We start from the raw sequence: 23,816 nt of genomic DNA, 5'->3' as shown, positions 1-23,816 counted from the left end.
CGCCCCGCGCCGCCGGTGTCGCGTCTCCCGCCGGTCCGGCTCAGTGGTCCACGGCGAACACCGCTCCCGTCCGTGCCTCCATGACGCACTTGCTGGAGTAGGTCTCCTGGTAGTCGATCGGACGTCCGTTCCACTGCCCGTGCGCGTGGACGGTCACCGGCGCGAAGATCATCGGGCAGAAGACCTTCTTCTTCGGGATGCGGGCGATGTCCCCCTCGACTGAGGCGAGTTCGGCACAGGCCTCGGCGGCGCGCGCGTACCCCAGGGGCAGCGGGTCGCACAGCAGCAGTGTGCCGTGCTTGTCGCCGGACTGGACGTTCTCACCGCGGACGACGGTGAGATAGAGCCAGTTGTCGCTGAGGGGGAACGTGCTGCGGGGTGCCGCCTGGGCCGGGGCCGCGGCGAGCAGACCGGCGGCCGCCAGCAGGGCGCCGGCCGTCGCTGTGACTCTGGTGATGTACGTCATGCCCCTTGCATCGGCACGCCGGCGCGCGTTCCGCAGTCCGGCTCACCCGATTGGGAGGGCACGCGCGCGTGAGCGTGCGCCGGGTCGCGCACGGCCGGCCGTCGCCGCTCAGCTCGTGGCGAGCCTGAACGCCGTCCGGCCGAAGGCCACCTGGTCTCCCTCGCGGACGGCGACCGAGCCGATCACCCGGCGGCCGTTGACGGTGGTGCCGTTGGTGGAGCCGAGGTCCCTGAGGACCCACAGGCCCCCCTGGTGGCTGAGTTCGGCGTGCACGCGGGAGACGGTCTCGTGGTTCAGGCGCAGTCCGCACGCCGGATCACGGCCGATGCGCAGCGGGTGGGCGTGCGTGGGGTGCGGCAGCAGCAGCTTGGGCAGCCGCTCGGCCTGCCAGGCGCGGCGCAGCCGTACGGTGAACCCGGAGACGGCCTCGACGGTGCCGAGGACCGCACGGGAGAAACGGTTCTCGCGGGGCAGGTCGGCGACGAGGGCGGCCAGTTCGTCGGCTCGGCGCGCGGCCAGCGCCAGCTCCATGCGGCGTACGAACGTGTCGTGCGAGAGCCGGCCCAGGGCGACGCCGTCACGCAGCACCCGCAGCGCCTTGTCGCGCTCCTCGTCGGAGAGCCGCGCGGGGTAGGTGGAGAACTCGAAGGACGACGTCACGCAGGTGATTGTCGGACAGCGAACCCCGGGTGTCCAGAAAACGGGGAATCGGAGCCGGTCCGCGCGCACTTCCGCGACACCCACCCGGAAAGGGCGGATTCGAAAGCGGATCGATCGTCCGGGCGGGCACGATGGGGACGCGGGACATCACGGTGATCAGGCGAGACATCACAGACGAAGGGGAACCGTCCGTGCAGTTCGAGGTGTGGGCACCGCAGGCAGAACGAGTGACGCTCCATTGCGAGGGCGGCACGCGCGCGTTGACGCGCGATCCCGGCCGCGCCGGCTGGTGGACGGGGGAGGCGGAGGCCGGGGACGGAGCCCGGTACGGGTTCGCGCTGGACGACGGTCCCGTGCGCCCCGATCCGCGCTCGCGCCGCCAGCCGGACGGCCCCGACGGGCTGAGCGCGGTCGTGGACCACGGGCGCTACGCCTGGCGTGCACGGTGGGCGGGGCGCGGGCCGGCGAGTGCCGTGCTGTACGAGCTGCACGTGGGCACGTACACCCCCGAGGGCACCCTGGACGCGGCGGCCGACCGGCTGGAGCACCTGGTGGAACTGGGCGTCTCCCACGTCGAGTTGATGCCGCTGTGTCCGTTCCCGGGGCGGCACGGCTGGGGTTACGAGGGAGTGTCGCTGTGGGCGGTGCACGAGCCGTACGGCGGTCCCGAGGCGCTGAAACGCTTCATTGACCGGGCGCACGGACTCGGTCTCGGTGTCGTCCTGGACGTCGTGCACAACCACTTGGGCCCGTCGGGCAACCATCTGCCCGCCTTCGGACCGTACTTCACCGACACGCACCACACACCGTGGGGCTCGGCGGTGAACCTGGACGCGCCCGGTTCGGACGAGGTGCGCGCGTTCCTCGTCGGCAGCGCACTGGCGTGGCTGCGGGACTACCGTATCGACGGGCTGCGCCTGGACGCGGTGCACGCACTGTACGACACGCGCGCGTGCCACTTCCTGGAGGAGCTGTCGGCGGCCGTGGACGGCCTCGCCGAGGAGCTGGGCCGGCCGCTGTTCCTGATCGCCGAGTCGGACCTGAACGACCCGCGGCTCATCACCCCGCGCGCCGAGCACGGACTCGGGCTGCACGCGCAGTGGAACGACGACTTCCACCACGCCCTGCACACCGCGCTGACCGGCGAGTCCCAGGGCTACTACGCCGACTTCGCCCGGGCTCCGTTCGCCGCGCTCGCCAAGACGCTCACCGGCGGCTACTTCCACGACGGCACGTACTCGTCGTTCCGGGGCCGGCACCACGGCCGCCCGCTGGATCGTGCGCGGGTGGCGGGGCACCGGCTGCTCGGCTACAGCCAGACCCATGACCAGGTCGGCAACCGCGCCCAGGGCGACCGCCTGTCCGCCCGCCTGTGCCCCGGCCTGCTGGCCTGTGCGGCGACGCTGACACTGACCTCGCCGTTCACTCCGATGCTGTTCATGGGCGAGGAGTGGGCGGCGGGCACGCCCTGGCAGTTCTTCACCGACCACACCGATCCGGAGCTGGCCGAGGCGGTACGGCGGGGCCGGCGGCGGGAGTTCGCGGCGCACGGCTGGGCCGAGGAGGACGTACCGGATCCGCAGGACCCGGCGACCCTGGAGCGGTCCTGTCTCGACTGGTCGGAGCCGGAACGCGAGCCCCACGCACGCGTGCTCGCCTGGTACCGGCAGCTGATCGCGCTGCGTCGCGACCAGCCCGACCTCACCGACCCCGACCTGGCCGACACGAAGGTGGCGTACGACGAGCGGGCCCGCTGGCTGGCCTTCCGGCGCGGTGACGTCCGCGTGGCGGTGAACCTCGGCAAGGAACCGGCGGCCATCCCCCTGGGCACCCGCCCCACGGTGGTCCTGGCGGCCTGGGAGCCGGTGCGGCTTCCCGGACCGGACGGCCTGCTCCAGCTCCCCGGGGAGTCGTGCGTGGTGCTGTCGCAGCCGTGAGAAGCCGGCCCGCCGGGTGGCGTGCGGCCGTGCGCGGCTGCGGCTGCGTCGTGACCGGTCGCGCGCACGCGGTGGAGCCGCATGTCGATACGGCCCCGCGCACCTCCGGGGCGCGCTACGGCTCCGGCTCCTCCTTGAAGTCCGACAACCGCTCCAGCAGGATCGGCTCCCAGGCCCGCCGCAGCTGCGTCCGGAGCAGCGCGGGGGAGCCGGCCGCACGGCCTTCCAGATGGTCGGCGAGCCGGATGACCGTGTCGCAGCGGGCGAGCCACAGGCCGCGCAGACAGGGGCGGGCGCCGTAGCCGGCCAGGGTGGCGGCGCGGACGGCCGCCGGGGAGCCGACGGCGACGGCGAGCCCGGCGATGTCCTCGGCGGGGTCGCCCCAGGCCGCCCGGGTCCAGTCCAGGATGCCGCGGACCCGCCCGTCGGCACTGACCACCACGTGCTCGCCGGTCAGGCCGTGGTGGGTGAGGACCGCGGTGCCGGGCTGCGCGGTGAGCTGGGCCGCGCCGGGCGGGGTCAGCTGGTGCAGCCGGGCGGCGTCGAACTCGTCGGCGGCGGCCAGTCGTTCGGCCGCGTGTACGGCGATGCGGCGCAGCGCCTCCAGGGAGCGCGGGGCGGTGCGCGACACGCCGAGCGCCTCGGCCTGCCGTACCGGCACCGCCCGCAGCCCGGCGAGAAGCCCGGCGAGGTCGGCCTCGCCGACGGCGGAGACGTCGTGCTCGTCGGCCGTACCGCCGGGCACCTTGGTGTCCAGGGTGTAGGCGAGGCCGGGCGCCCAGTCGCCGTGCGCGACGCTGGTGGGGACGGCGACGGGCACGTGCGGGCGGACCAGGTCGCGCAGGCGCAGTTCGCGGCGGCGGCCGGCGGAGGTCTCGCGGTCGGGTGCGAGGCGCAGCACATGGCGGGTGCCGACCCACCACGTGTGCGTACGGCCCTCCGTCACGGGCCGCACATCGGGTCCCTCGGTGCCGTTGCCGCCCTCCTTGAGCAGCGAACGGACCAGTCTGCGGACGGTGTCCGCGGTGGGTGTCGGTGCGTGGGTCATGGGTCGCGCGTCGCCGTTCCTGGATGTCCGGATGTCCTGGATGCCGTCGAGGGTGTGGTCCCCTGGTTCGCTCGCTCGTGGTCTCTCAGTCCACTATGACCATGTCACGCGTGGTGTTGTTGAGGCGGCGCGCGCCGTCCTCGGTCACCGTGACGATGTCCTCGATGCGCACCCCGAAACGTCCGGGCAGGTAGATGCCGGGCTCCACGGAGAAGCACATGCCGGGCACGAGGGGCTGCTCCTCGCCCTCGATCATGTACGGCGGCTCGTGCGTGGTGACGCCGATGCCGTGCCCGGTGCGGTGGATGAAGTACGCGCCGTACCCGGCCTCGGTGATCACCGCGCGGGCGGCCCGGTCGACCTCCTGGCAGGCCGCACCCGGCCGTACGGCCCGGTATCCCGCCTCCTGGGCCTCGCGCACGATGTCGTGCACCCGGCGCTCCTCCTCGGTGGGCTCGCCGACGTGGACCGTGCGGGTGGTGTCGGAGCCGTAGCCGTCCTTCAGGCCGCCGAAGTCCAGGACGACCATGTCGCCGTGCTGGATGACGCGGTCGCCGACCTCGTGGTGCGGGTTGGCGCCGTTGGGGCCCGAGCCGACGATGGTGAAGTCGACCTGCTCGTGCCCGAAGCGGCGCAACAGGCCGGCGAGGTCATGGCCGACCTCGGACTCGCGGCGGCCGGCGAAGGGAACTTTGCGGATCTCCTCGAACGTTGCATCGGCAGCCGCTCCGGCGGCGGCGAGGAGTTCCAGTTCCGCGGCGTCCTTTACGGCGCGCAGCATGGGGAGGGCGTCGGTGAGAGCGGCGTAGGAGGTGTCGGGCAGGGCTCGCTGCAGGCCCAGCAGGTGCAGGGCCCAGGTGTTGTCGCTGATGCCGAACCGGCCGTGGTCGTCGAGGAGCGCGGCGGTGACGGCGTAGGGGTCCTTGCCGTCGGTCCAGTCGCGCAGGGTGAGCGCGGACGCGCCGGCCGCGTGCTCGGCGTCCGGGGCCTCCAGGGTCGGCACGACGAGCACGGGATCCCGGCCGGGGACGAGGACCAGCGCGGTGAGCCGTTCGGTGACGGCGGTGGGTGTGTAGCCGGTGAGCCAGACCATGTCCGGTCCCGGTGCCACGAGCAGCCCCGCGAGGCCGGCGTCGGCCGCGGAGCGCGCGGCGCGCTCCATGCGGGCCCTGTAGTCGGCGGCGGTGAAGGGCGCGGGCGTACTACCGGTCATCCGGGCCTCCGGGCGCGGGTGGGGAAACGGGCGAGGGCGTCTCGGGCAGCATCCTGCCCGGCCGGACAGGGTCACGCGAGCCGATCGCCGGTGCTCCACGCGGGGCACGCTGGGCGCGGAAGGGACTCGGCATGGGGCCATCATGGCCCGCGGTGCGGAAGGTGACCAGCGAGATTCCCGGAGTGACCGAGGGAGTGTGAGGCGGGGGCCGGCACCGGCCCGGCTCAGATCACCAGTCCCGGCAGGACCGTCAACTGCTGGTACCCGCCGCGGCTGTGACGCACGGTGAGGAGCACCGGCTTGCCGGGCCGGGCACGGGCGACGGCCCGGGCGAGGTCGGCGGCGGTGTCCACGCGGGTGGAGCCGAACTGCAGCAGGACGTCCCCGCGAATCAGTCCGGCCGCATAGCCGGGGCCGGGCACGTGCACGCCCACGACCACTGCGCCCGCCTTCTCGGCGTCGACGGCCTCGACGCCCAGGATCGCCACGGGTGCGGCGGCCGGAGCGGGGGTCGGGGTCGCGGCGGGGGTGGAGCGGGCCGGCGGCCTGGGCGGCGGGGCCTGGCGCTGCTGCTCCGCGAGCCTGCTCATGCCGATCACCGCGGCGCCGACCGTGCCGATGCCGACGCCGGACAGCACCAGCAGGGTGCCGGTGCACAGGCCGAACAGCACGGTCCGCAGCCGCCGTCCGCGCCGGCGCGCGGCGTGCGGGCGGTGGGCCGGGCCGGGGGTGCCGCCGCCCTGCCGCGGATCCTGACCGGGCATCGGCTTGGGACGCAACGCAGTCTGTTCCATGGTTCGCTCGCCTCCGGCTGGTGCTCTACCCGGGGCAGCGGGCCGCGACGAGACACGAACGAGTGAGACTGGCCGGAGGGTGGCGGAGGGTAGCCATCACACAGTCCTCACGCCGCTCCCACCAGCTTCCGCACCATCTGCGCCGCCGCTCCCCGCGGACTTCCGCCGTGGACGAGTTCGGTGCGGTGGACCAGCCGGGGCGCGGTGAGCGGGACGGCGACCGTGCCGGGTACGGCGGTGGCGGCCCGGTGCGGCAGCAGGGTGAGGCCGTGTCCGGCGGCGGCGAGGGCGGTGAGGGTGCGCAGGTCGGTGCCCTCGTAGCGCAGGGCCGGGCGGAAGGCGCCGCCGGTCGCGGCGCGCAGGTGGTCCAGCGGGAGGGTCGCGTCGGGCGCGTCGAGCCACCGGGCGTCGGCCAGGTCGGCCAGGCGCAGGCCGGTCCGGGCGGCGAGGGGGTGCCCGGCGGGCAGCAGGACGCTGACGGGTTCCTCGGCGACGCCGTGCGTGGTCAGCGGCGCCACGTCCGGCAGTCGCAGCGGATCGCTCGGTGCGGCCAGCCCGTCGACCAGGCCGAGGTCGGCCGTGCCGGTGGCGACGGCGGCCGGGATCTCCGCGCGGGGCAGGACGCGCAGGGTGACGCCGACCGGCGGCAGGGCGGCGAGGACGCCGGCGCCGAGCGCGGTCGGGGTGGTGGCGAGGGTCAGCCCCTGCTGGGGCGCGGCGGCCATGCGGACGACGTCGGCACGCGCCGCGTCCAGGCGCAGCAGCAACGGGCCCGCATGCTCCAGCAGCCGCTCCCCGGCCGCGGTGGGCACGACGGGCCGCCGGGTCAGCAAAGGCGCGTCCAGGTCCTGTTCCAGCGCGGCGATCTGCTGGGAGACGGCGGACTGGGTGTAGCCCAGCTCGCGGGCGGCCTCCGAGAAGGAGGCGAGGCGGGCCACGGTGACGTATGTGCGCAGCAGATGCGGGTCCATACGGCCCAGGGTCTCATCAGCGTTGCTTATCGATGGTCCAGTAATCATCGTTGGACGTGAAGTCATGGGCGAGCCGAGGATGAGGGCCATGACGAACACCGCCACCATCGCCCTCGTCGGCGACCGGTCCCCCCATGTCGTTTCCCACACGCGCGTGCCGCTGCTGCTGGACGCCCTGGCCGCACGCGACCGGCTGGTCCTGGACGCGTACTGGATTCCCTCCGAGGACGCCGAGGCCGAGGGCGCGGTCCGGGGGTTCGACGCCGTGTGGGTGCTGCCGGGCAGCCCGTACCGCAGCGAGGCGGGTGTCCTCGCGGCCGTGCGCACCGCACGTGAGGAGGGCATTCCGTTTCTCGGCACGTGCGGCGGCTTCCAGCACGCGCTGCTGGAGTTCGCCCGCAACGTCTGCGGTCTGACCGGGGTCGCGCACGCCGAGAACGACCCGGACGCCACGGATCTGCTCATCGAGCCGCTGGCCTGCTCGCTGGTGGGCCACGAGGCGGCGGTGACGATCGAACCGGGCTCGCTGGCGGAGTCCGTGATCGGCTCGCCGCGCACGGTCGAGCGATACTTCTGCTCCTACGGCCCCTCCCGGCACCTCGACACGCTCCGCGCCCACGGGCTGCGGTTCTCCGGACACGACGAGGACGGCCAGGTGCGGGTCGCCGAACTGCCGGGCCACCCCTTCTTCCTGGCCTCCCTGTTCCAGCCCGAGCTGGCCGGGGACGGCTCGCGCCCGCACCCGGTGATCCGGGCGCTGGCACAAGCCGCGGTCGAGCACGCGGCGTCCGGGCTCGACCGACCGGCGTGACCCCGACCGCCCCGCGGCTGCACCTTCCGGGGCGGGTGCCGTGGCTCAGCCCGGGTGGCCCTCGCCGTGGCCGCCGTGGGCACCGCCGTGGTCGAACTTCATGGCCTCGGGCGGCATCACGACGAAGGGCCGCATCATGCCCATGTCCTCGTGCTCCAGCAGATGGCAGTGGTACATGAACCGGCCGTACGCCCCGTCGAAGCGGCCCATGACCCGCAGCATCTGGCTCCCGGGCACCCGGAAGACGTCCTTGTGGCCCCGCTCGTTGGGCGCGAGCGGGATCGCCCGGCCGGTGTCGTACCGCAGCGGAGTGCGGGTGCCGCCGACGGCCGGGTCGAAGCCCGAGACGTCGTAGGCGTCCCGGCCGAGCAGCTGGAAGTCGGCCAGATGGATGTGCATGGGGTGGACGATGGGCGCGAGGTTGAGGAAGCTCCACTGTTCGTAGCCGCCCTCGGCGATGGTGAAGCCGAGGGCGTCGTTGAACGTACGGGAGGTGCGCCGGTACGTCTTCGTGGTGCCGTCGGGCCCGGTGACCTGGACGATGCCGTCGGCCGGGAGCGTGAGGCCGCTCGGGTCCTCGACCTCGGTCATCTCCCAGATCTCCGGGTGGCCGCCGGCGCCCTTGGTGGCGGGTGGGGTGAGCAGGACCAGACGGTGGCCGTGCGGGAGGTCGTGGGTGAGGCGGCGGAAGGAGCCGGAGAGCACTTCGGGCAGTTCGAAGGTGTCCTCCTCGCACGTCTCGCGGACCCGGAACTCCAGCACCGCCGGGTAGCGCACGTCGCCGGCCGGGTCGGGCACGCCCGCCGGCTGGTTGCGGCCCTTGTTCACCAGCCGCAGGGTCCGGCCCGCCAGCGCGCGGAAGTCGACCAGCAGGTCGAAGCGCTCGGCCGGCGCGGCGGTCAGCGTGGGCAGGTCCCCGTCGAAGTCGATCGGCACCGGGCGCGGCAGCAGTCCGCCGTCGCTGCCTATCTGGTGCACGACCCCCGGCACCGGATTGCCGTCCTCGTCGGTCAGGACGAGTTCGAAGATGCGCGCGTTCGACGCGTTGACCAGCCGGAAGCGGTACCAGGCGGCGTCCACCTCGGTGTACGGCCAGATGCGGCCGTTGACCGTGGTGTAGGGGCCGGTGAACGGGATCGAGACGGGCCTTCCGGTCTCCGGATTGCTCTGCTGGACGATCACCGTCTTGTGCAGCAGCCGGCCGTTGAGGCGGCCGTCCTCGTCGGTGTCGAGGTTGCGGTCGGCGATCAGCAGCGGGATCTCCCGCTCCCCGGACGGCAGGTGAAGGGCGTCCTCCTCGTCGTCACGGACGAGGTAGGTGCCGTACAGGCCCGTCATCACGTTCCACCGGGTGATGTTCATGGCGTGGTCGTGGTACCACCACTGCACCGCCTGGTGGTCGTTCGGATACTCCGACAGCTGGGCGTCGCCGTACCCGACGGCGTTGTCCGCCCAGCCGTCGTTGCCACCGCCCGTCTGGGCGCCGTGCAGATGGGTCACCGTCCAGGCGGGCAGGGCGGCGACGTCCTTGTTCGGCTCGGCGCCCTCGCGGCCCGGCTCGGTGGAGGCGGGCGGGGTGCCGGGCGCGCGGGCGGGCACCTCGACGGAGGTGACCGGATACTCGCCGTCCTTCGGTATGCGGTTGGTCCAGGCGATGCGGACGCGCTGTCCGCGCCGCACCTCGATGGTCGGGCCGGGCACCTGGCCGTCGTACCCCCACATCAGGGTCGGCGGCAACTGCGGGTGCAGGCGCACCCAGGTCGGGCGCACCGCGATCTCGGTCTCGCGCAGGACGTCGTCCGCGGCGGGGCGCAGGACCGGCGGGACGGTCAACCGCGCGGTGTAGGGCACCAGTTCGTCCGCCGCCGGAGCCCGGTCCCCCGCCGTCTCCTCGATGAGCCTGTCGACGATCTCGGTCAAGGTCGAACACCCCCGTGTGTTCGTCGTCTGTTGTTCCCCTTACTTCACAAGACTCCCGAGGGCTCACCGAAGTTCCCAGAATGCCCCGTTCCGTACGCGAAGATTCCGCGACCGTCAGCCGAGCGACAGGGCCGGTACGGCGGGTGCGCGGTCGGGCAGGAAACCGTGCGACCGGCGGCCCAGCCACTCGGCCTTGTAGCGGTCGACCTCGCGGTGCCAGTGCAGGATCCCCGCCAGCCAGTTCTGCAGATCGTGCACATAGCCGTCCATGGCGGCACGCGCCTGCTCCGGCAGTGCGAAATCGTCGTACAGCACGGGCAGTTCGTGCGCGATGACGTGTTCGAACTGCTCCATGCGCTGGGTCGTCAGGTCGTGTACGACACCGAGCGCCGTCGAATGGTCGACACCGAAGAAGTTCTGCACCACCAGGACGGCGTTGTGGATCTCACCCTCGTACTCGATCTCCTTCTGGTACGAGAAGATGTCGTTGAGCAGGCAGGCGTAGTCGAAGGCGGCGTTCTCCAGCGAGCGCACCGGGCCGCTGCGGTACATCTCCGGCGGGACGGCGGGGCCGTGGCCCATCCGGCACAGGTTCAGGGTGAGGTCGGAGCCGAACGTGGCGCGCCGCATCTCCAGGTAGTCGACCGGGTCGGGGATGCGGTTCTGGAGCTGGTTGGACAGCTCCCACACCCAGCTCTCGGTCATCATGTCCACGGAGGCCTTCAGGGTGCGCCGCTCGTCGGCGGTCATACCGGCCGTCGTACGCGCCCACAGGTCGGTGAGCCCCCGCTCCATCGCGTCGGCCGGGACGAGGGCCGGCTCGCCCTCGACGGGCATGCACTGCGACAGCCGGGCCGTGGCCAGACGGGCACCGGCCAGGTCCCGGCGGTGGCCGTACACCAGCGGGTAGTAGTCGTCGCCGTACGTGCCCCAGGCGATCCACTGGGCGCTGAGGTCGAGGGCCTCCGGGGCGGCGTCCGGGTCGAGGCCTGCGGAGCACAGCGCGGGGTCCGAGGCGGCGAGTCTGTCCTCGTCCCAGACGCCCTCCTCCAGGATGCCCATGCGGTGCGACCAGGCGACGAGACGGCGGCGGGCGGCGTCGAGGTGGGGGCTCAGCTCCAGCCGGTAGGGCATGCGGAACTCGGGCAGCAGGGAGGGGCCGACCTTCTGGTGGGGCACGTGGGTGTAGGCGCGCAGGCGCTCCTGGGCGGCCGAGGCGAGGAGCGCGCCCACGTCGGCGGCCGAGGTGCCCGGGCCGCTCGGCAGCTGCCAGGGCGAGCCGGAGCGCGCGCTCTTGTTCATGTAGCGGCTGGAGCGCATGTGCCATTCCTGCCCGCCGGACTGCCAGTCCTGAAGTCCCTTGGTGTAGGCGGCGATCGCTGCCGCCTCGGCCGGGCCGAGGCCCATCTCCACGGCGACGGCGGGGACTTCGGTGAGCGCGGTGTGCTCGAACTGGTGCAGGCGCGAGGTGAGGATGTCGTTGACGGTCTCGGCCGCCTCCTGGGTCGTACAGCCGAAGAAGGTCTCCAGGACGAGCACGCCGTTGCTGTTCTCGCCCTCCTCCTCCACCTCGCGCTGGTAGGAGAAGAGGTCGTTGCGCAGGTGGACGGCGTCGGAGAAGGTCTCCATCAGGACGCGCAGCGGCCGGGTGCCGGCGACGGCGGCCGGCACCTCCGCGGTCGCGTACTCCACGAGCCCGGCCGACCAGGGGGCGCCGCCCACCTTGCGGCGCATCTCGATGTACTCGACGGGGTTGGCGATCCGCCCCTCGTTGATGTTCGACAGCTCCCACATCGACTCGTTGAGGAGGTGCTCGGTGGCCACGGAGAAGCGGCGGCGCCAGTCCGCGGACATGCTCGGAACCGTGCGCGCCCACAGGTCCTTCAGGCCCGCCTCGACGGGATTCTCCGGCTCGGGCACGGGAGTCGACAGGTCGAGCGGCATGAACAACGGCAGGCGGTCCAGGTGGGCCTTCCCGGCGGCGCGGTCCTGGGTGCGCTTGTACATGTCGAGGAAGTGGTCGTCGAAGAAGAACACCCACACGTACCAGTCGGTGATCAGTGAGAGGGCCGGTCCGTCGCAGTCGGGGTGGGTGTAGGCACACAGGAGTCCGTAGTCGTGCGCCTCCAGGTCGGCCTGCTCCCAGATGCCGGAACCTTCCAGCATGCCCATCTCGCGTGCCCACTGGGTGGAGTGGGCGCGCGCCTCGTCGAGGTGCGGGTTGAGCCGCGCGGGATACGGCATGTAGAAGCGCGGGAGTTCGAACGGCTGCGTCATGGCCGGGGCCCTACCCGTGGTCCCCCACACCCATCCGCCGCCCGGGACATGATCACACCATCGCGTGAACGGCCCGCGGAACGCCCCCCGGCCGGCCCTCTTGCCGTGCCTTCGCGCTCGGGCCACGGTGGGCGCATGACCTCCTTCGTGCTGCCCCATGAGGTGCACGGCGCCGGCGCCCACGAGGTGCTCGCCGTGCACGGCCGGTTCGCCGACCGGTCCGCGTACGCGGGCCGGGAACGGTTCCCGGTGGTCGGGCACTCCATCGGCGGGGCGGTGTGAGGGTGGGCGAGGTGCCGGCGGTGCCCGATGTGTTCGATCCGCGCCGGTACGCGTCCGGTGTGCCCCATGACGACTACCGCGTGCTGCGGGATCACCATCCGGTCGCCCGGCAGGAGGAGCCGGAGGTGCTGGGCTGGCCGGCCGGGCCGGGGTTCTGGGCGGTGACCCGGCATGCGGACGTCGTCCGGGTGCTGAAGGACGCCACGACGTACTCCTCCCACCTCGGCGCGACCCAGATCCGCGACCCCGACCCGGAAGACCTGCCGTTCCTCCGCAGCATGATGCTCAATCAGGATCCGCCCGAGCACGGCCGACTGCGTCGGCTGGTGAGCCGGGCGTTCACACCGGGCCGGGTCGACCGGTTCGCGTCGCTCGCCCGGGACCGGGCGCGCACCCTGCTCGCCGGTGCCCTTCGGCGCGCGCGGGAAGGGAACGGCACGGTCGACCTGGTGGCCTCCGTCACCGACGAGTACGCCCTGCTCAACCTGGCGGATCTGCTGGGCGTCCCGGACAGCGACCGGCGGCTGCTGCTGCACTGGACACAGCGGGTCATCGGCTACCAGGACCCGGACGAGGCCGGTCCTCCGGTGCTGGACGAGGCGGGCAAGCCGGTCAACCCGCGCTCCCCGGCGATGCTGAAGGACATGTTCGGCTATGCGCGTCACCTGGCAGCGCACAAACGGCGTCACCCGGCGGACGATGTCATGACCACCCTCGCCGCCGACGCCGAACTCACCGACGCCGAGCTGGGGATGTTCTTCTTCCTGCTCACCGTCGCCGGCAACGACACCGTGCGCAGCGCGGCCCCCGGCGGGCTGCTGGCGCTGGCGGAACACCCGGAGGCCTACCGGTCACTGCGCGCAGGAAAAGCCGAACTGCCCATGGCCGTCGAGGAGTTGCTGCGCTGGCATCCGCCCGTGCTGACCTTCCGGCGGACCGCGGTCCGGGACACCGAGCTGGCGGGGCGACGGATCCCGGCCGGTGACAAGATCGTCGTCTTCCACGCCTCGGCCAACCGGGACGAGCGGGTCTTCACCGACCCCGCCCGGCTCGACCTGGCCCGCTCACCCAACCCTCATGTGTCCTTCGGCGACGGCCCGCATGTGTGCCTGGGCGCCCACTTCGCCCGGCTTCAGCTACGGCTGCTCTACGAGGAGGCACTGAGCGCACTTCCCGAGCCGCGGCTCGCCGGACCGCCCCGACGGCTCGTGTCCAACTTCATCAACGGCATCAAGTCACTGCCGCTGCAGATCACTTGAACTCGACCGCCACGTGGCGTCGACGGCCACGTGGAGGTCGGCGGTCAGGTCAGGTCGACCTGGATCAGCGCGTGCGTGCCACTGGTGCGCCAGCGTCGGCCCTCGGTCGCCACCAGCGCGGCTTCGGTCCCCGCGGACAGGCCGGTGATCACGTCGGACTTCAGGGTGCGCAGCGCGGCGACCGGACCGGGGAAGTAGGCGGTCGTCTCCTGGAAGGGCGTGGTCGGCGGCCACAGCCGGTCGCCCACCAGGCGGCGGTAGTTGAGATCGCCCTTGAAGACGGTCAGCGTGGCCGCGGCGAACTCGGCGCGCAGGTCGTCCGGCATCTCCGCATACGGCAGCGGTGCACAGGAGAACGGGTGGGCGCGCACGGTGAGGCGGCCGTCGGCCATCGCCGACCAGAGCACGCGCGCGTACTCGACGGCCGCGCCGGAGGCGGTGCGCAGCCGGTGCAGCGCGTCGACGACGTCGGCGGTCGTGGCGTCGGACACGTAGTACGGGTACGGCTTGACGTGCAGCACCGCCCGCGCCGCCCGGCCCTCGGCCAGGAGGTGGGCGATCAGCAGCAGGTCCGGGACGAGTTCGCGGCCGGCGTTGTCGGCGACCAGGACGAGCGTGGCCGTGCCGCCGGGCGGCAGCAGCGACCACAGGGCCGCGCTGTCGTCGGCGACCAGTGCGGGGGCCTGGTCCCGGGCCTCGGCGCCCTCGGCACCCTCGACGGAGAGCCGGAAGCCGAGGTCGGCGCGGTTGCCCCACAGTGAGCCGTACAGCAGGGCGCGCGCCCGCTCCTGCTCGGGCAGGCCGGGCAGGACGTCCAGCGCGGCCAGTTCCTCGTCGGTCTCCGGTGCGTCGAGTTCGGCGCGTTTGAACGGGCGGAAGGGGTCGATGCCCTGCCAGGCGCCGGGGCCGAACCAGCCGACGGCGTCGAGCAGCCGGCGGTAGAAGTAGCTCTCGGACCACAGCCACGGCACGTCGTACCAGGAGCGTCCGGCGCAGCCGGACAGGCCCCACTCCTGCCACCGGTCCCCGTCCGGGGCATCGGCGGGCAGCGGCTCGACCGTCCCCTGTGTGCAGCTCTTCAGCAGCTCGTCGAGAGCCTGGTGCTGCCCGGGGCCGTACGGGAAGGCGTCCCGCACCTGCCGGATGATCGCGGGGTGGCGCTCGGCCAGCACGCTGTGCGGGAACGAGCCGGGTTCGTTGCCGAGGATCACGGGTGCGAACGGGGTGTCGGGCATGTCCCTCACGGTATCGCGGGCGTCAGGCGGTTCTGATCTCCCGCTCCAGCTGCGTGGCGAGGGTGACGTAGCGGGGGCGGCGGTGCACCGGGACCAGGCCCCGGATCAGGAGGTGCCACATCTCGGCGACCCGGCGCGGAAGCCGTGCCACCGGTTCGAGCGAGCGGCCGGCGACCCGGGTGCCGACGAAGAAGAAGACGAGGGAGTGCGCGACGACACCGACGTCGAGATCGCTGTGCACATCGGCCTCCCTGACGGCCGCGGTGAACTTCCGGGTCGCGAAGTCCAGCCACTCGGTGAACGGGTGCCGCAGCGGCGGCCGTACGGCGACGTCGGCGGTGGCGAGACGCAGCGCGGCGCGCGGCACCGGATCCTCCACGGCGAGCCGGGCGACCCCGAAGGTGGTGCGCATCAGGGCCTCCAGCGAGGAGTGGCCACGGCTTTCGACCTCGGCGACGAGCTTCTGCGCGGCTCTGGCATTGAGTTCGAGTATGGCGTGGGCGAGGTCCTCCTTGGCGGCGAAGTGGAAGTACAGCGCACCCTTGGTGACCTTCGCGTGTGCGACGATGTCGCTCAGGCTGGTGGACTCGTAGCCGTGCCGGTCGAACAGATCGGCGGCGGCCGTGATGATCGTTGCCCGGGTCTGCTCGGCGCGTAACTGCCTCGCCATCCTGGACCCCCTCCTCGCGACTCGAACGAACGGGACATGCGGTTTGTTTTTAGCCCCTTGCACACGATAACTCACCCATGAGCAGCGGGAGTCCGGGGTACGGGCCGGGGGCGCGACACGTGTCACCGGCGGATCCGGCAGCGGACGGTTCTTCGGCGGTCCGTGGACGGACGAGACCAGAACAGCTCCTCCCCTTCGTTTCCCGGCTGCCCTCGGCAGCCGCGGGACGGCGGGGTGCCGGACCCATGATCGCCACGATACGAGGCCGACGGTCGGCTCCTCAACGGGGACTGGAAGCAGGCGCGAAACATCCCAACCGGTCGGTGCTTTCGCGCCCCTGGCCCACCGATGCGCCGGTCCGGAGAGTGTGTCGATGCGCCGGTTCGGAGGGTGGCGATGCGCCGGTCCCGCTATCAGGGATGCGCTGATCCGCGGATCACCTGTGCGCCGGTTCGCCGGTTCACAGATGCGCCGGTTCACAGGTGACCGACGCGACTGATCCGGCTGAACGCACGGGCCGCCTCCGCCGTACTGGACACCGCAGATCCCGTTCCCGCACAGCCGAGGAGACGTCCCGGAATGATTCGGATGATGCGGATGACTCGGGTGACCCGGATGACCGCCCGCCTGAGCGTCGCGGCGGCCGCCGCTGCGGCCCCGCTTCTGCTCCTGTCGTGGGCGGCGGGGCCTGCCCAGGCGCACGGAGCCCCCACGGACCCGGTCAGCCGGGTCTACGCCTGTTCCCCCGAGGGCGGCGACGCCACCCGCTCGGCGGCCTGCCGGGCGGCGGTCGCGGCGAACGGCGCTCCGTTCACGGCGTGGGACAACCTGCGCGTGGCAGGGGTGAACGGCCGTGACCGGCAGGTGGTTCCGGACGGCAGACTGTGCAGCGGGAACCTGCCGGCGTACCGGGGCCTCGACCTGGCCCGGCCGGACTGGCCGGCGACCCGGCTGACGCCCGGCGGCAGACTGACGATGACGTACGCCTCGACGATCGCGCACACGGGGACGTTCAGGCTGTACCTCACCAAGCCCGGTTACGACCCGCAGAAACCGCTTACGTGGTCCGATCTGCCGGAGCGGCCCTTCGCTCAGGTCACCGATCCGCCCTTGCGGAACGGGGCGTACCACATCGATGCGACGCTGCCGACCGATCGGACAGGGCGTCAGATCCTGTACACCGTCTGGCAGAACAGCAGCACGCCGGACACCTACTACTCGTGTTCCGACGTGGTCTTCACCGGGAAGGAAGCGAAGGGGACACGGCACGCGGACGCGCAGACGGCACCGGCGACGACGGCACGTCCGGCTCGCTCCGCCTCCGCCACCGCTGCGCCGGCGGCGGAGGGCACGCGTGCGGGCTCCGGCCCCTCTGCGGCCGTACTGGCGGGCGGCGCCGCCGCGGTGCTGCTGCTCACCGGGGGTGCCGCCCTGACAGTACGACGACGACGCCGCTGAACTCGCTTCTGGGCGAGGTCAGTTGACGTACACCGGGGAGCCGCCGTCCGTCACGGGCGCGTACTTGGCGGTGAAGTAACCGTTTGCGAAACACAGTGACGAACCGGACGACTTGGTGAACTTCTGGTTGGTGAAGCCGATGCTGCTGTTGGTGTTGTCGGTCTTCCCGGTCAGACCGGGCGCCTGGTAGACGCAGGTGATGGTGCCCAGGAGGGTGCGCAGTTTGACCGTGGTCTGGATGGTGGAGCCGCTCGTCGGCGACACGGTGAGGGTGCCGTCGGAGGCGACGGTCGCCGTGTAGGGCAGGTTGTCGACGGTGATGCTGCTGACGCCGGTCACACCGGCGACGTTGCTGGTGCAGGAGCTGGGGTCGAAGGTGTGCCCGGTGACGGACTCGGTGGCCGTGCCCGGGGTGGCCGGGTTGCCGGTGACCGTGGCGGTGAACTGGGAGGACGTGCACTTGACGCCGCTGGTACCGGTCGCGCTGGAGTAGAGCGTGGCGGACGTGCCGGAGGCCAGGGGCGCGGTGAGGGTGTCGCCGGTCGCCACGGCGGTGCCGCCCGCGCTGCCCGTGGTGAGAACGGCGCTGCCGTCGGCGGAGGCGGGAGCGGCCACCGCGAGGGCGAGCGCGGTGGCGGTGCCGGCGAGGGCGAGGAGGGATCGGGTGCGCATGCGGGTGCCTCTTTCCTGGGTGGGGTCCGGGTGAGGTGGGTGAGGGATGGCGGGTGCGCCGTGAAATGCGGCGCGGTGAAGCGTGGCGCCGTTAGGCGTGGCTCGATGAACGCGGTGCCGGTGGTGTGCGCGGTGCCGCCGGCGCAGGGCCGTGGCGCCTTCTCCGTACGCGACGGACCGGCGACGGCGGCAGCCCGGACAACGCCCGAGGGCCCCGGGCGCCGGCCGAAGGCCCGGGGGAAGGCCTTCGGCCGGTCCGGCAGGGAACGGCCGGCAACAGCCGGGAGCGGCCGGGCACGACCAGGGGGGAACGTGCGCAGCCGCACCGATGTGAACGGTTTCCCTGGGCTGAGGTGAGCGGTCGGCTGAGACCGCCGGGGACACGACCGGTGCCGCTCGGCGGATCCGGCGCCACGGATCCGTGAAACAGGGAGAGTTGTAGACCTGATCAACCGTCAACGTCAAGGAGTTCAGGGGCAGTTGTGCCGTGCGGTCGCACCCCGCGCACACCCGACACCCTTTTTTCACAACTCCCTTGACCCTTCAAAGTAACCGGCGGTAACTTCCTCGCAGGCTACTGCCGCGTAACGAGAAAGCCCTTGCTCCGCCGGGGCGCGAGGAGGCGTACGCGGCAGTCGCTGTCCGCGCCAGGACATCGCGCCACTGAAGCCCAACCCGCATTGATCCATGCCCATGGGAGCAGACATGGCCTCGTCCCCGGACGTCCCGTCCGTCGGCAACACACCCGAGAACCCGGGAAACGGTTCACCGTCCGAGGCGCAGCAGGCCGCGCCGTCCGAAGCACCGCAGGCTGCGATCGCCGGTGTCACCGAGCGACGGGGCCGGGTCCGGGCCCGCCGGGCCGCGGTGATGGCGGTACCCGCCACGCTCGTCGCCGCCGGTCTCGCGGTGCTCACCGCACAGGGGGCGCTTGGTGTGCAGTTCGCGATCTCCGGCATGCCGTTCACGGTCACCGCGACGGAACTCGACGGAACCGGTTTCGAGCAGTTCGGCGGCCTCGACAACATGGCGGACGGCAGCCCGAACGCCGGGGACAGCGGCGGTCAGGTGCTGGTGGTGACCTCCGCGATCAGGGAAGCCACCCTCACCAAGCTGTGCCAGAGCGTCGATCTCGGCGGCACCAACCTGCTGATCACGGCGGGAAGCGGTGCGGCCAAGGTGACCGCGCACGACCTCACCACCGACTCCACGGAGCTGTCCGGCAACGCGGCGTTCAAGAACATCGAGATCGGCAACGACGCCAGCACACTGAACAAGGCGAACGCGAAGGGACCGATCGGCGTCTTCAGTCAGCAGGCCGACACCGTCCACATCGGTAATCTGCGGCAGACCAACTACGCGACCACAGCCGGTGTGTTCAGGCTTCCCGGCCTGAAACTGCGTTTCAGCGACTCGGGCTGCTGATCCCGGTGACCGGCCGTCCACGTCAGGGAGCGCGGGACGCATTCCGTGGCTGGCGGGCCCGTCGGCCGTTCTGGGGCGGGCTGCTGCTCGCCCTGGCCTCCGGGGAGATCCTGCTCACCGAGAAGGCCTCACTGAAGGTCGTGATGCACGTCGGGATGCAGGGACTGGCCGGCTACCTGCTGCCGACGCTGCTGGGTCTGCTGGGCCTGCTGATCCTCTTCAACCCCGCGCAGCGGCTGTTCTACTCCCTCACCGGCGTCCTGGTCTCCCTCGGCACCTGGGTCACCTCCAACCTCGGCGGCTTCTTCGTCGGCCTCCTGCTGGGCGTCACCGGCAGCTGCCTCACCTTCGGCTGGCTCCCCGACCAGGAACCGCGCGTCAGCCGCCGCAGGCGCCGCAAGCAGGCGCATGCCCGGTGATGCGGGAACTTCCCGGCCGTCCCATGAGTTTCTACGGTGTTGTAGAAGTTGCGCCGGTGTGCCGTGGCAGCACCCGGCTGTGGACATGAGGAGTGCGCATGGCTCTGTGGGACCGCATCAAGGAGTCCGCGTCGCAGATGCAGACCCAGTTGGTGGCGAAGAAGAACGACCTGAAGAGCGGTGCGTTCCGCGATGCGAGCATGGCGATGTGCGCGCTCGTGGCTGCCGCCGACGGGACCGTGGACCCCTCGGAGCGGCAGCGGGTGGCCCAGCTCATCGCGACGAACGAGGTGTTGCAGAACTTCCCGGCGGACGACCTCAGGCGCCGCTTCGAGGAGAACCTGAACAAGCTGACGACCGACTTCGCCTTCGGCAAGGTCAGCGTGCTGCAGGAGATAGCCAAGGCGAAGAAGAAGCCGGCCGAGGCGCGGGCCGTGATCCAGATCGGCATCGTGATCGGCGGCGCGGACGGCGACTTCGACAAGACGGAGCAGGCCGTGGTGCGCGAGGCGTGCTACACGCTGGATCTGCCGCCGCACGAGTTCGACCTCTGAGCGACTCCGGACGAGCGAGGATGGGGGCGTGCTCGACGATCTCGACCGTGCCCTCATCCACGCCCTGCACCTGGACGGCCGGGCGCCGTTCAGCAGGATCGCCGAGGTGCTCGGGGTCTCGGCGCAGACCGTGGCCCGCCGCTACCGCCGGCTGCGCACGGAGGCCGGGCTGCGCGTGGTCGGCCTCGCCGATCCGGACCGGGCGGGCCGTACGCAGTGGCTGGTGCGGCTGACGGCGACGGCACGCTCGGCGCAGGACATCGCCGCGGCGCTGGTGCGGCGGCCGGACACGTCCTGGGTGAAGCTGACTTCCGGGGGCACGGAGATCACGGCGGTGATCCACGCCCCGGCCGAGGACGCCTCCCCCGGCTCCCTCCTGCTGCACGACGTCCCGCGCACCGGCGGCATCACCGCCGTCTCCGCGCACTGTCTGCTGCACACCTACCTGGGCGGCCCCGCCAACTGGCGGCGCAGCGCCCAGGCCCTGGACGAGCAGCAGCAGGCGGCCCTGGACTACCGGGAGAGCGCGGAGGCGGTACGGCAACCGGGCCCGGAGGACGGCGAGTTGCTGGCCGCGCTGGAACGGGACGGGCGGACCGGACAGGGGGAGCTGGCCCGGGTGACCGGCTGGTCGCCCGCGACCGTGGCCCGGCGGCTGTCCGAACTGCGCGCGGCGGGCGCCCTGTTCTTCGACGTGGAGGTGGACGCCGGGCTCTTCGGTGTGCGGACCCGGGCCCTGCTGTGGCTGTCGGTGCGCCCGGCGGACCAGGACAAGGTCGCCCTCGCCCTGGCCGGCCATGACGAGCTGGCCTTCGTGGCCGCGACCACCGGCCGCACCAACCTGGTCTCCCAGGCGCTGTGCCGCGACCCGGCCGACCTGCACCGCTACCTCACCGGGCGGCTCGGTGCGCTGCGCGAGATCGACGCGCTGGAAACCAGCCCGGTGCTGCGTACGCTCAAAGCGGCGAGTCCGGTGCTGACGGATCTGGCCCGGGTACGACGCGGACGTCCTGCCGGGTGAGGCCGTGCGCGGCTGCGGGTGCGTGCGGGCTGGTGGCGCCCACGCGACGGAAGCGCATGTCGATACAGCCCCGCGCCCTTCGGGGTGCTCACCGTCATCACCTGCGCCCCGCCGGCACCGACGAGCGAAACACACCCGGCCGGCTGTGGCTCAGGGCACTTGAGTGCCCTCCCCCGCCCCGACCCTTCCGCTCGCCGCCCAGGCAACGGCCAGCAGCGCCACCGCCACCCAGCAGGCCGCCTGCGCTGCGCCCACGCCCTTCCCCGCCAGGCACACGCTCCCCAGCACCGCCACTCCCAGCGTCGCCCCCAGCTGCTGCACCGCGTTGAGCAGCCCGGCCGCCGAGCCGACCTCGTGCGGGCGCAGGGGGCGCAGGGCGAGGGTGAAGAAGGCGGGCGTGAACAGGCCGGCACCGAGGCCGACGAGGGCGAGGGCGGGCAGCAGTACGACCGGACAGTGGCCCGGCGCGGTCGTCCGGTACGCGGCCACGGCGGCGAGCAGTCCGGCCAGCAGCACCCCGAGCCCGTACGGCATGACCCGGCGCCCGTACCGCCGTACCAGCCGTGAGCCGGCCCACCAGGAGGCGAGGGCGAGCCCCGCGGACCACGGCAGCAGGCTCAGCCCGGACGCCAGGACGCCCGTGCCGGCGTCGAGTTGGAGCTGCAGGACGACCACGACGGTCAGCCCGTTGGTCACCGCGAAGAAGGCAGTGGAGGTGACGAGAGCGGCCGGGAAGCCGCGGTGGGTGAACAGGCTGGGCTCCACCAGGGGACGGTCCGTGCGCCGTTGGTGCCGGGCGAAGGCGGTGAGCACGAGCAGTCCGGCGCCCAGCAACAGCCAGTCGCACAAGGCGAGTTGACGGAGGTCGCCGCCGATCAGCGGGTATACCAGGAGTCCGGTGCCGAGTGCCGCAAGCGCGGTGCCGGGCCAGTCGAGGGCCGGCCGGTGCGGGGCGCGGTTCTCCGGCAGGTTCCGGGCGAGGGTCAGCACCACTGCGGCCAGCGGCACGTTCACGAGGAACGCGGACCGCCAGGACGAGCCGAACAGGTCGGCATGCGTCAGCACACCGCCGACGACGGGGCCGCAGACGGCTGCCAGGCCCATCACCGGCCCGATGCTGCCCAGCGCCTTCGCCGTCTCCTCCCCCGAGAACATCGCCTTGATCAGCCCGATGGTCTGCGGAATGATCAGCGCCGCCGCGGCGCCCTGTACGGCCCGGAAGGCGATGAGCAGCCCCGGCGACGGCGCCAGGGCGCAGGCGACGGACGCCGCCGTGAACACCGTGACGCCGAGGACGAACATCCGGCGCCGGCCCGCGATGTCCCCGAGCCGCCCGCCGGTGATCAGCAGCACGGCGAACGGCAGGGTGTAGGCGGCGCCGAACCACTGCACGTCCGAGACGGGTCCGCCCAGATCGGCGTGGACGGCCGGTGCGGCCACCTGTACGACGGTCGCGTCCAGCAGGTTCATCGCTTCGCCGAGCAGCAGGGCGACCAGGCCGGACCGGCGCCTGCGGCAGGGAGTGGCGGCAGCCACGCTTTCCGTGATCATGGGGTTCCTCTCACGCTCGCTACGGGGCCGGCAGCCGGCCCCGTAGCGAGGGTGGGAGATCACGGGAGGCGGACTCCAACGGGAGCGGCGTGCTTGCGGATTTCTTCCATCAGCACCACCAATCCTGAGGAAATCCCACAGGCAGACGCGGGCCCGGCCGTCAGGCGAGGCCGGCGGACCGCAGCCAGGCCTTGGCCACGTCCAACGGGTCCTTGTTCTGGGCCTGGACCTGGGTGTCGAGCTCCAGCAGGGTCGCGGTGTCGAGCTTGGCCGAGACCGCGTTGAGCGCGTCGACGCCCTTCTTGGGCAGGGCGCTCTTGTGGACGAGCGGCTGGACGTTCTCGAAGCCGAAGAGGTTCTTCGGGTCCTGCAGGACGACGAACTTCTCCTTGGTGATGGTCGGGTCCGTGGTGAAGATGTCCGCGACCTGCACGGCGTCCTTCTTCAGCGCCGCCTGGGTGAGCGGGCCGCCCGCGTCCAGCGCCCGGAAGGACTTGAACTGCAGCCCGTAGACGGACTTCAGGCCCACGAGGCCCTGCTGCCGGGCCTGGAACTCCGGAGAGGCGCCGATCACCAGGTCCTTCGCGAGGTCCTTCAGGTCGGCGATGGACGACTTCCCGGTGAGGTGGTACTTCTTCGCGGTGGCCGCGTTGACCGTGACCGAGTCCTTGGACTGCGCCGCCGCGGGCTGCAGCAGGGCCAGCTTGGAGTCCAGCTTGGCCTCGATGGCCGTCGTGGTGGCCTCGGCCGTCTTCGGCCTCGCGTTCTTGTCGAGGTAGGCCAGCAGGGCGCCGTTGTACTCGGGCAGCACCGACAGGGAGCCGTTCTTGATCAGCCCGTAGGTGGTCTCGCGGCTGCCGATGTTCGGCTTGTACGTGACCTTGACGCCCTTGGCTTTGAGGGCCTCGCCGTAGATGTCGGCGAGCAGGGTGCTCTCGGGGAAGTTGTTGGAGCCGACGACGACGGTGCCGTCGCTCGCCTTGCTGTCGTTCGTCAGGGGGTTGGAGTTGTCGCCCTTGGAGGCACAGCCCGCCAGCAGAGCCGCCGCCGCGAGGGCGACCACCGCCGCGCCTCGGTTCCTCCGGATGGACCTGCTGATGCGGTTGGTGGAAGTCACACACCGATCCAATCCAGCCGGATCTCGGTCAGTCAAGGGCCGCAGATCACCGATTG

22 protein-coding genes are annotated in these 23,816 nt (G+C 72.1%); 9 read left to right on the top strand and 13 right to left on the bottom strand.

Going from position 1 to position 23,816, the window contains the following annotated elements:
* Positions 1 to 40 precede the first annotated feature (40 nt).
* Positions 41 to 466 (bottom strand): subtilase-type protease inhibitor, encoded by a 426-nt coding sequence (locus ACIGXP_RS27820; RefSeq protein WP_363219130.1) that lies wholly within the window; start codon positions 464 to 466, stop codon positions 41 to 43.
* 108 nt (positions 467 to 574) lie between these two features.
* The gene (locus tag ACIGXP_RS27815; protein WP_363219129.1) at positions 575 to 1,126 is read right to left on the bottom strand and encodes a DUF1707 and FHA domain-containing protein; all 552 of its coding nucleotides are present in this window, start codon (positions 1,124 to 1,126) and stop codon (positions 575 to 577) included.
* Between the two features lie 191 nt (positions 1,127 to 1,317).
* Here ACIGXP_RS27815 and treZ point away from each other — a divergent pair, with 191 nt between their 5' ends.
* A complete protein-coding gene (treZ, locus tag ACIGXP_RS27810; RefSeq protein ID WP_399772751.1) occupies positions 1,318 to 3,063 on the top strand; it encodes a malto-oligosyltrehalose trehalohydrolase in 1,746 nt (581 codons plus the stop codon).
* Between the two features lie 115 nt (positions 3,064 to 3,178).
* Here treZ and ACIGXP_RS27805 read toward each other — a convergent pair whose 3' ends face one another.
* From ACIGXP_RS27805 to ACIGXP_RS27790, 4 genes are all read right to left on the bottom strand, one after another.
* On the bottom strand, positions 3,179 to 4,111 hold the full coding sequence (locus ACIGXP_RS27805) for an aminoglycoside phosphotransferase family protein (RefSeq protein ID WP_399772748.1): 933 nt from the start codon (positions 4,109 to 4,111) through the stop codon (positions 3,179 to 3,181).
* Positions 4,112 to 4,196: 85 nt separating this feature from the next.
* Positions 4,197 to 5,324 (bottom strand): aminopeptidase P family protein, encoded by a 1,128-nt coding sequence (locus tag ACIGXP_RS27800; RefSeq protein ID WP_399772745.1) that lies wholly within the window; start codon positions 5,322 to 5,324, stop codon positions 4,197 to 4,199.
* 224 nt (positions 5,325 to 5,548) lie between these two features.
* Positions 5,549 to 6,118 carry a PDZ domain-containing protein gene (locus tag ACIGXP_RS27795; RefSeq protein WP_363219125.1) on the bottom strand — a complete coding sequence of 190 codons (570 nt, stop codon included), beginning with the start codon at positions 6,116 to 6,118 and terminating at the stop codon, positions 5,549 to 5,551.
* 107 nt (positions 6,119 to 6,225) lie between these two features.
* Positions 6,226 to 7,089: a LysR family transcriptional regulator gene (locus tag ACIGXP_RS27790; RefSeq protein WP_399772741.1), complete on the bottom strand. Its 864-nt coding sequence runs from the start codon at positions 7,087 to 7,089 to the stop codon at positions 6,226 to 6,228.
* Between the two features lie 88 nt (positions 7,090 to 7,177).
* On the opposite strand from ACIGXP_RS27790, the gene ACIGXP_RS27785 reads away from it, so the two are divergent.
* The gene (locus tag ACIGXP_RS27785; RefSeq protein WP_363219123.1) at positions 7,178 to 7,900 is read left to right on the top strand and encodes a hypothetical protein; all 723 of its coding nucleotides are present in this window, start codon (positions 7,178 to 7,180) and stop codon (positions 7,898 to 7,900) included.
* A gap of 45 nt (positions 7,901 to 7,945) precedes the next feature.
* On the opposite strand, the gene phsA is transcribed toward ACIGXP_RS27785, so the two are convergent.
* Both phsA and cyc2 read right to left on the bottom strand, forming a co-directional pair.
* Complete coding sequence (phsA, locus tag ACIGXP_RS27780; protein WP_399772738.1) at positions 7,946 to 9,820, bottom strand: O-aminophenol oxidase PhsA; 1,875 nt, start codon at positions 9,818 to 9,820, stop codon at positions 7,946 to 7,948.
* A gap of 114 nt (positions 9,821 to 9,934) precedes the next feature.
* Complete coding sequence (cyc2, locus tag ACIGXP_RS27775; protein ID WP_399772735.1) at positions 9,935 to 12,097, bottom strand: germacradienol/geosmin synthase Cyc2; 2,163 nt, start codon at positions 12,095 to 12,097, stop codon at positions 9,935 to 9,937.
* A gap of 135 nt (positions 12,098 to 12,232) precedes the next feature.
* Between cyc2 and ACIGXP_RS27770 the strand changes: the two genes are divergently transcribed.
* Both ACIGXP_RS27770 and ACIGXP_RS27765 read left to right on the top strand, forming a co-directional pair.
* Positions 12,233 to 12,379, top strand: coding sequence for a hypothetical protein (locus ACIGXP_RS27770; RefSeq protein WP_399772733.1), 147 nt, complete (start codon positions 12,233 to 12,235; stop codon positions 12,377 to 12,379).
* Positions 12,376 to 13,638 (top strand): cytochrome P450, encoded by a 1,263-nt coding sequence (locus ACIGXP_RS27765; RefSeq protein ID WP_399772731.1) that lies wholly within the window; start codon positions 12,376 to 12,378, stop codon positions 13,636 to 13,638. Before ACIGXP_RS27770 ends, ACIGXP_RS27765 begins: the two co-directional genes overlap by 4 nt.
* A 44-nt stretch (positions 13,639 to 13,682) precedes the next feature.
* Here the strand turns inward: ACIGXP_RS27765 and ACIGXP_RS27760 are convergent, their stop codons facing one another.
* Entirely contained in the window at positions 13,683 to 14,873 is a 1,191-nt protein-coding gene (locus tag ACIGXP_RS27760) for a damage-control phosphatase ARMT1 family protein (RefSeq protein WP_399772727.1), read from the bottom strand.
* 22 nt (positions 14,874 to 14,895) lie between these two features.
* Entirely contained in the window at positions 14,896 to 15,543 is a 648-nt protein-coding gene (locus ACIGXP_RS27755; protein ID WP_363218230.1) for a ScbR family autoregulator-binding transcription factor, read from the bottom strand.
* 615 nt (positions 15,544 to 16,158) lie between these two features.
* Between ACIGXP_RS27755 and ACIGXP_RS27750 the strand changes: the two genes are divergently transcribed.
* Entirely contained in the window at positions 16,159 to 17,001 is an 843-nt protein-coding gene (locus ACIGXP_RS27750) for a lytic polysaccharide monooxygenase (protein ID WP_399772725.1), read from the top strand.
* An 18-nt stretch (positions 17,002 to 17,019) separates the two neighbouring features.
* Here the strand turns inward: ACIGXP_RS27750 and ACIGXP_RS27745 are convergent, their stop codons facing one another.
* Positions 17,020 to 17,673 (bottom strand): Tat pathway signal sequence domain protein, encoded by a 654-nt coding sequence (locus tag ACIGXP_RS27745; protein ID WP_399772722.1) that lies wholly within the window; start codon positions 17,671 to 17,673, stop codon positions 17,020 to 17,022.
* Positions 17,674 to 18,378: 705 nt separating this feature from the next.
* Between ACIGXP_RS27745 and ACIGXP_RS27740 the strand changes: the two genes are divergently transcribed.
* From ACIGXP_RS27740 to ACIGXP_RS27725, 4 genes are all read left to right on the top strand, one after another.
* Positions 18,379 to 19,098, top strand: a complete 720-nt coding sequence (locus ACIGXP_RS27740; protein ID WP_399772720.1) for a DUF6230 family protein — start codon at positions 18,379 to 18,381, stop codon at positions 19,096 to 19,098.
* 5 nt (positions 19,099 to 19,103) lie between these two features.
* Positions 19,104 to 19,517, top strand: a complete 414-nt coding sequence (locus ACIGXP_RS27735) for a DUF6114 domain-containing protein (protein WP_363218233.1) — start codon at positions 19,104 to 19,106, stop codon at positions 19,515 to 19,517.
* Between the two features lie 98 nt (positions 19,518 to 19,615).
* A complete protein-coding gene (locus tag ACIGXP_RS27730; RefSeq protein WP_363218234.1) occupies positions 19,616 to 20,071 on the top strand; it encodes a TerB family tellurite resistance protein in 456 nt (151 codons plus the stop codon).
* 28 nt (positions 20,072 to 20,099) lie between these two features.
* Positions 20,100 to 21,092 (top strand): Lrp/AsnC family transcriptional regulator, encoded by a 993-nt coding sequence (locus ACIGXP_RS27725; protein WP_399772716.1) that lies wholly within the window; start codon positions 20,100 to 20,102, stop codon positions 21,090 to 21,092.
* Between the two features lie 150 nt (positions 21,093 to 21,242).
* On the opposite strand, the gene ACIGXP_RS27720 is transcribed toward ACIGXP_RS27725, so the two are convergent.
* Entirely contained in the window at positions 21,243 to 22,643 is a 1,401-nt protein-coding gene (locus ACIGXP_RS27720) for an MFS transporter (RefSeq protein ID WP_399772714.1), read from the bottom strand.
* A gap of 160 nt (positions 22,644 to 22,803) precedes the next feature.
* Positions 22,804 to 23,760, bottom strand: a complete 957-nt coding sequence (locus ACIGXP_RS27715; protein WP_399772712.1) for an ABC transporter substrate-binding protein — start codon at positions 23,758 to 23,760, stop codon at positions 22,804 to 22,806.
* Positions 23,761 to 23,816: the final 56 nt, after the last annotated feature.

It is taken from the genome of Streptomyces sp. NPDC053069 (assembly GCF_044546895.1).
Lineage (GTDB): Bacteria > Actinomycetota > Actinomycetes > Streptomycetales > Streptomycetaceae > Streptomyces.
The sequence above is the reverse complement of the archived record's forward strand: the minus strand, read 5'-3'. Positions and strand labels throughout refer to the sequence as shown.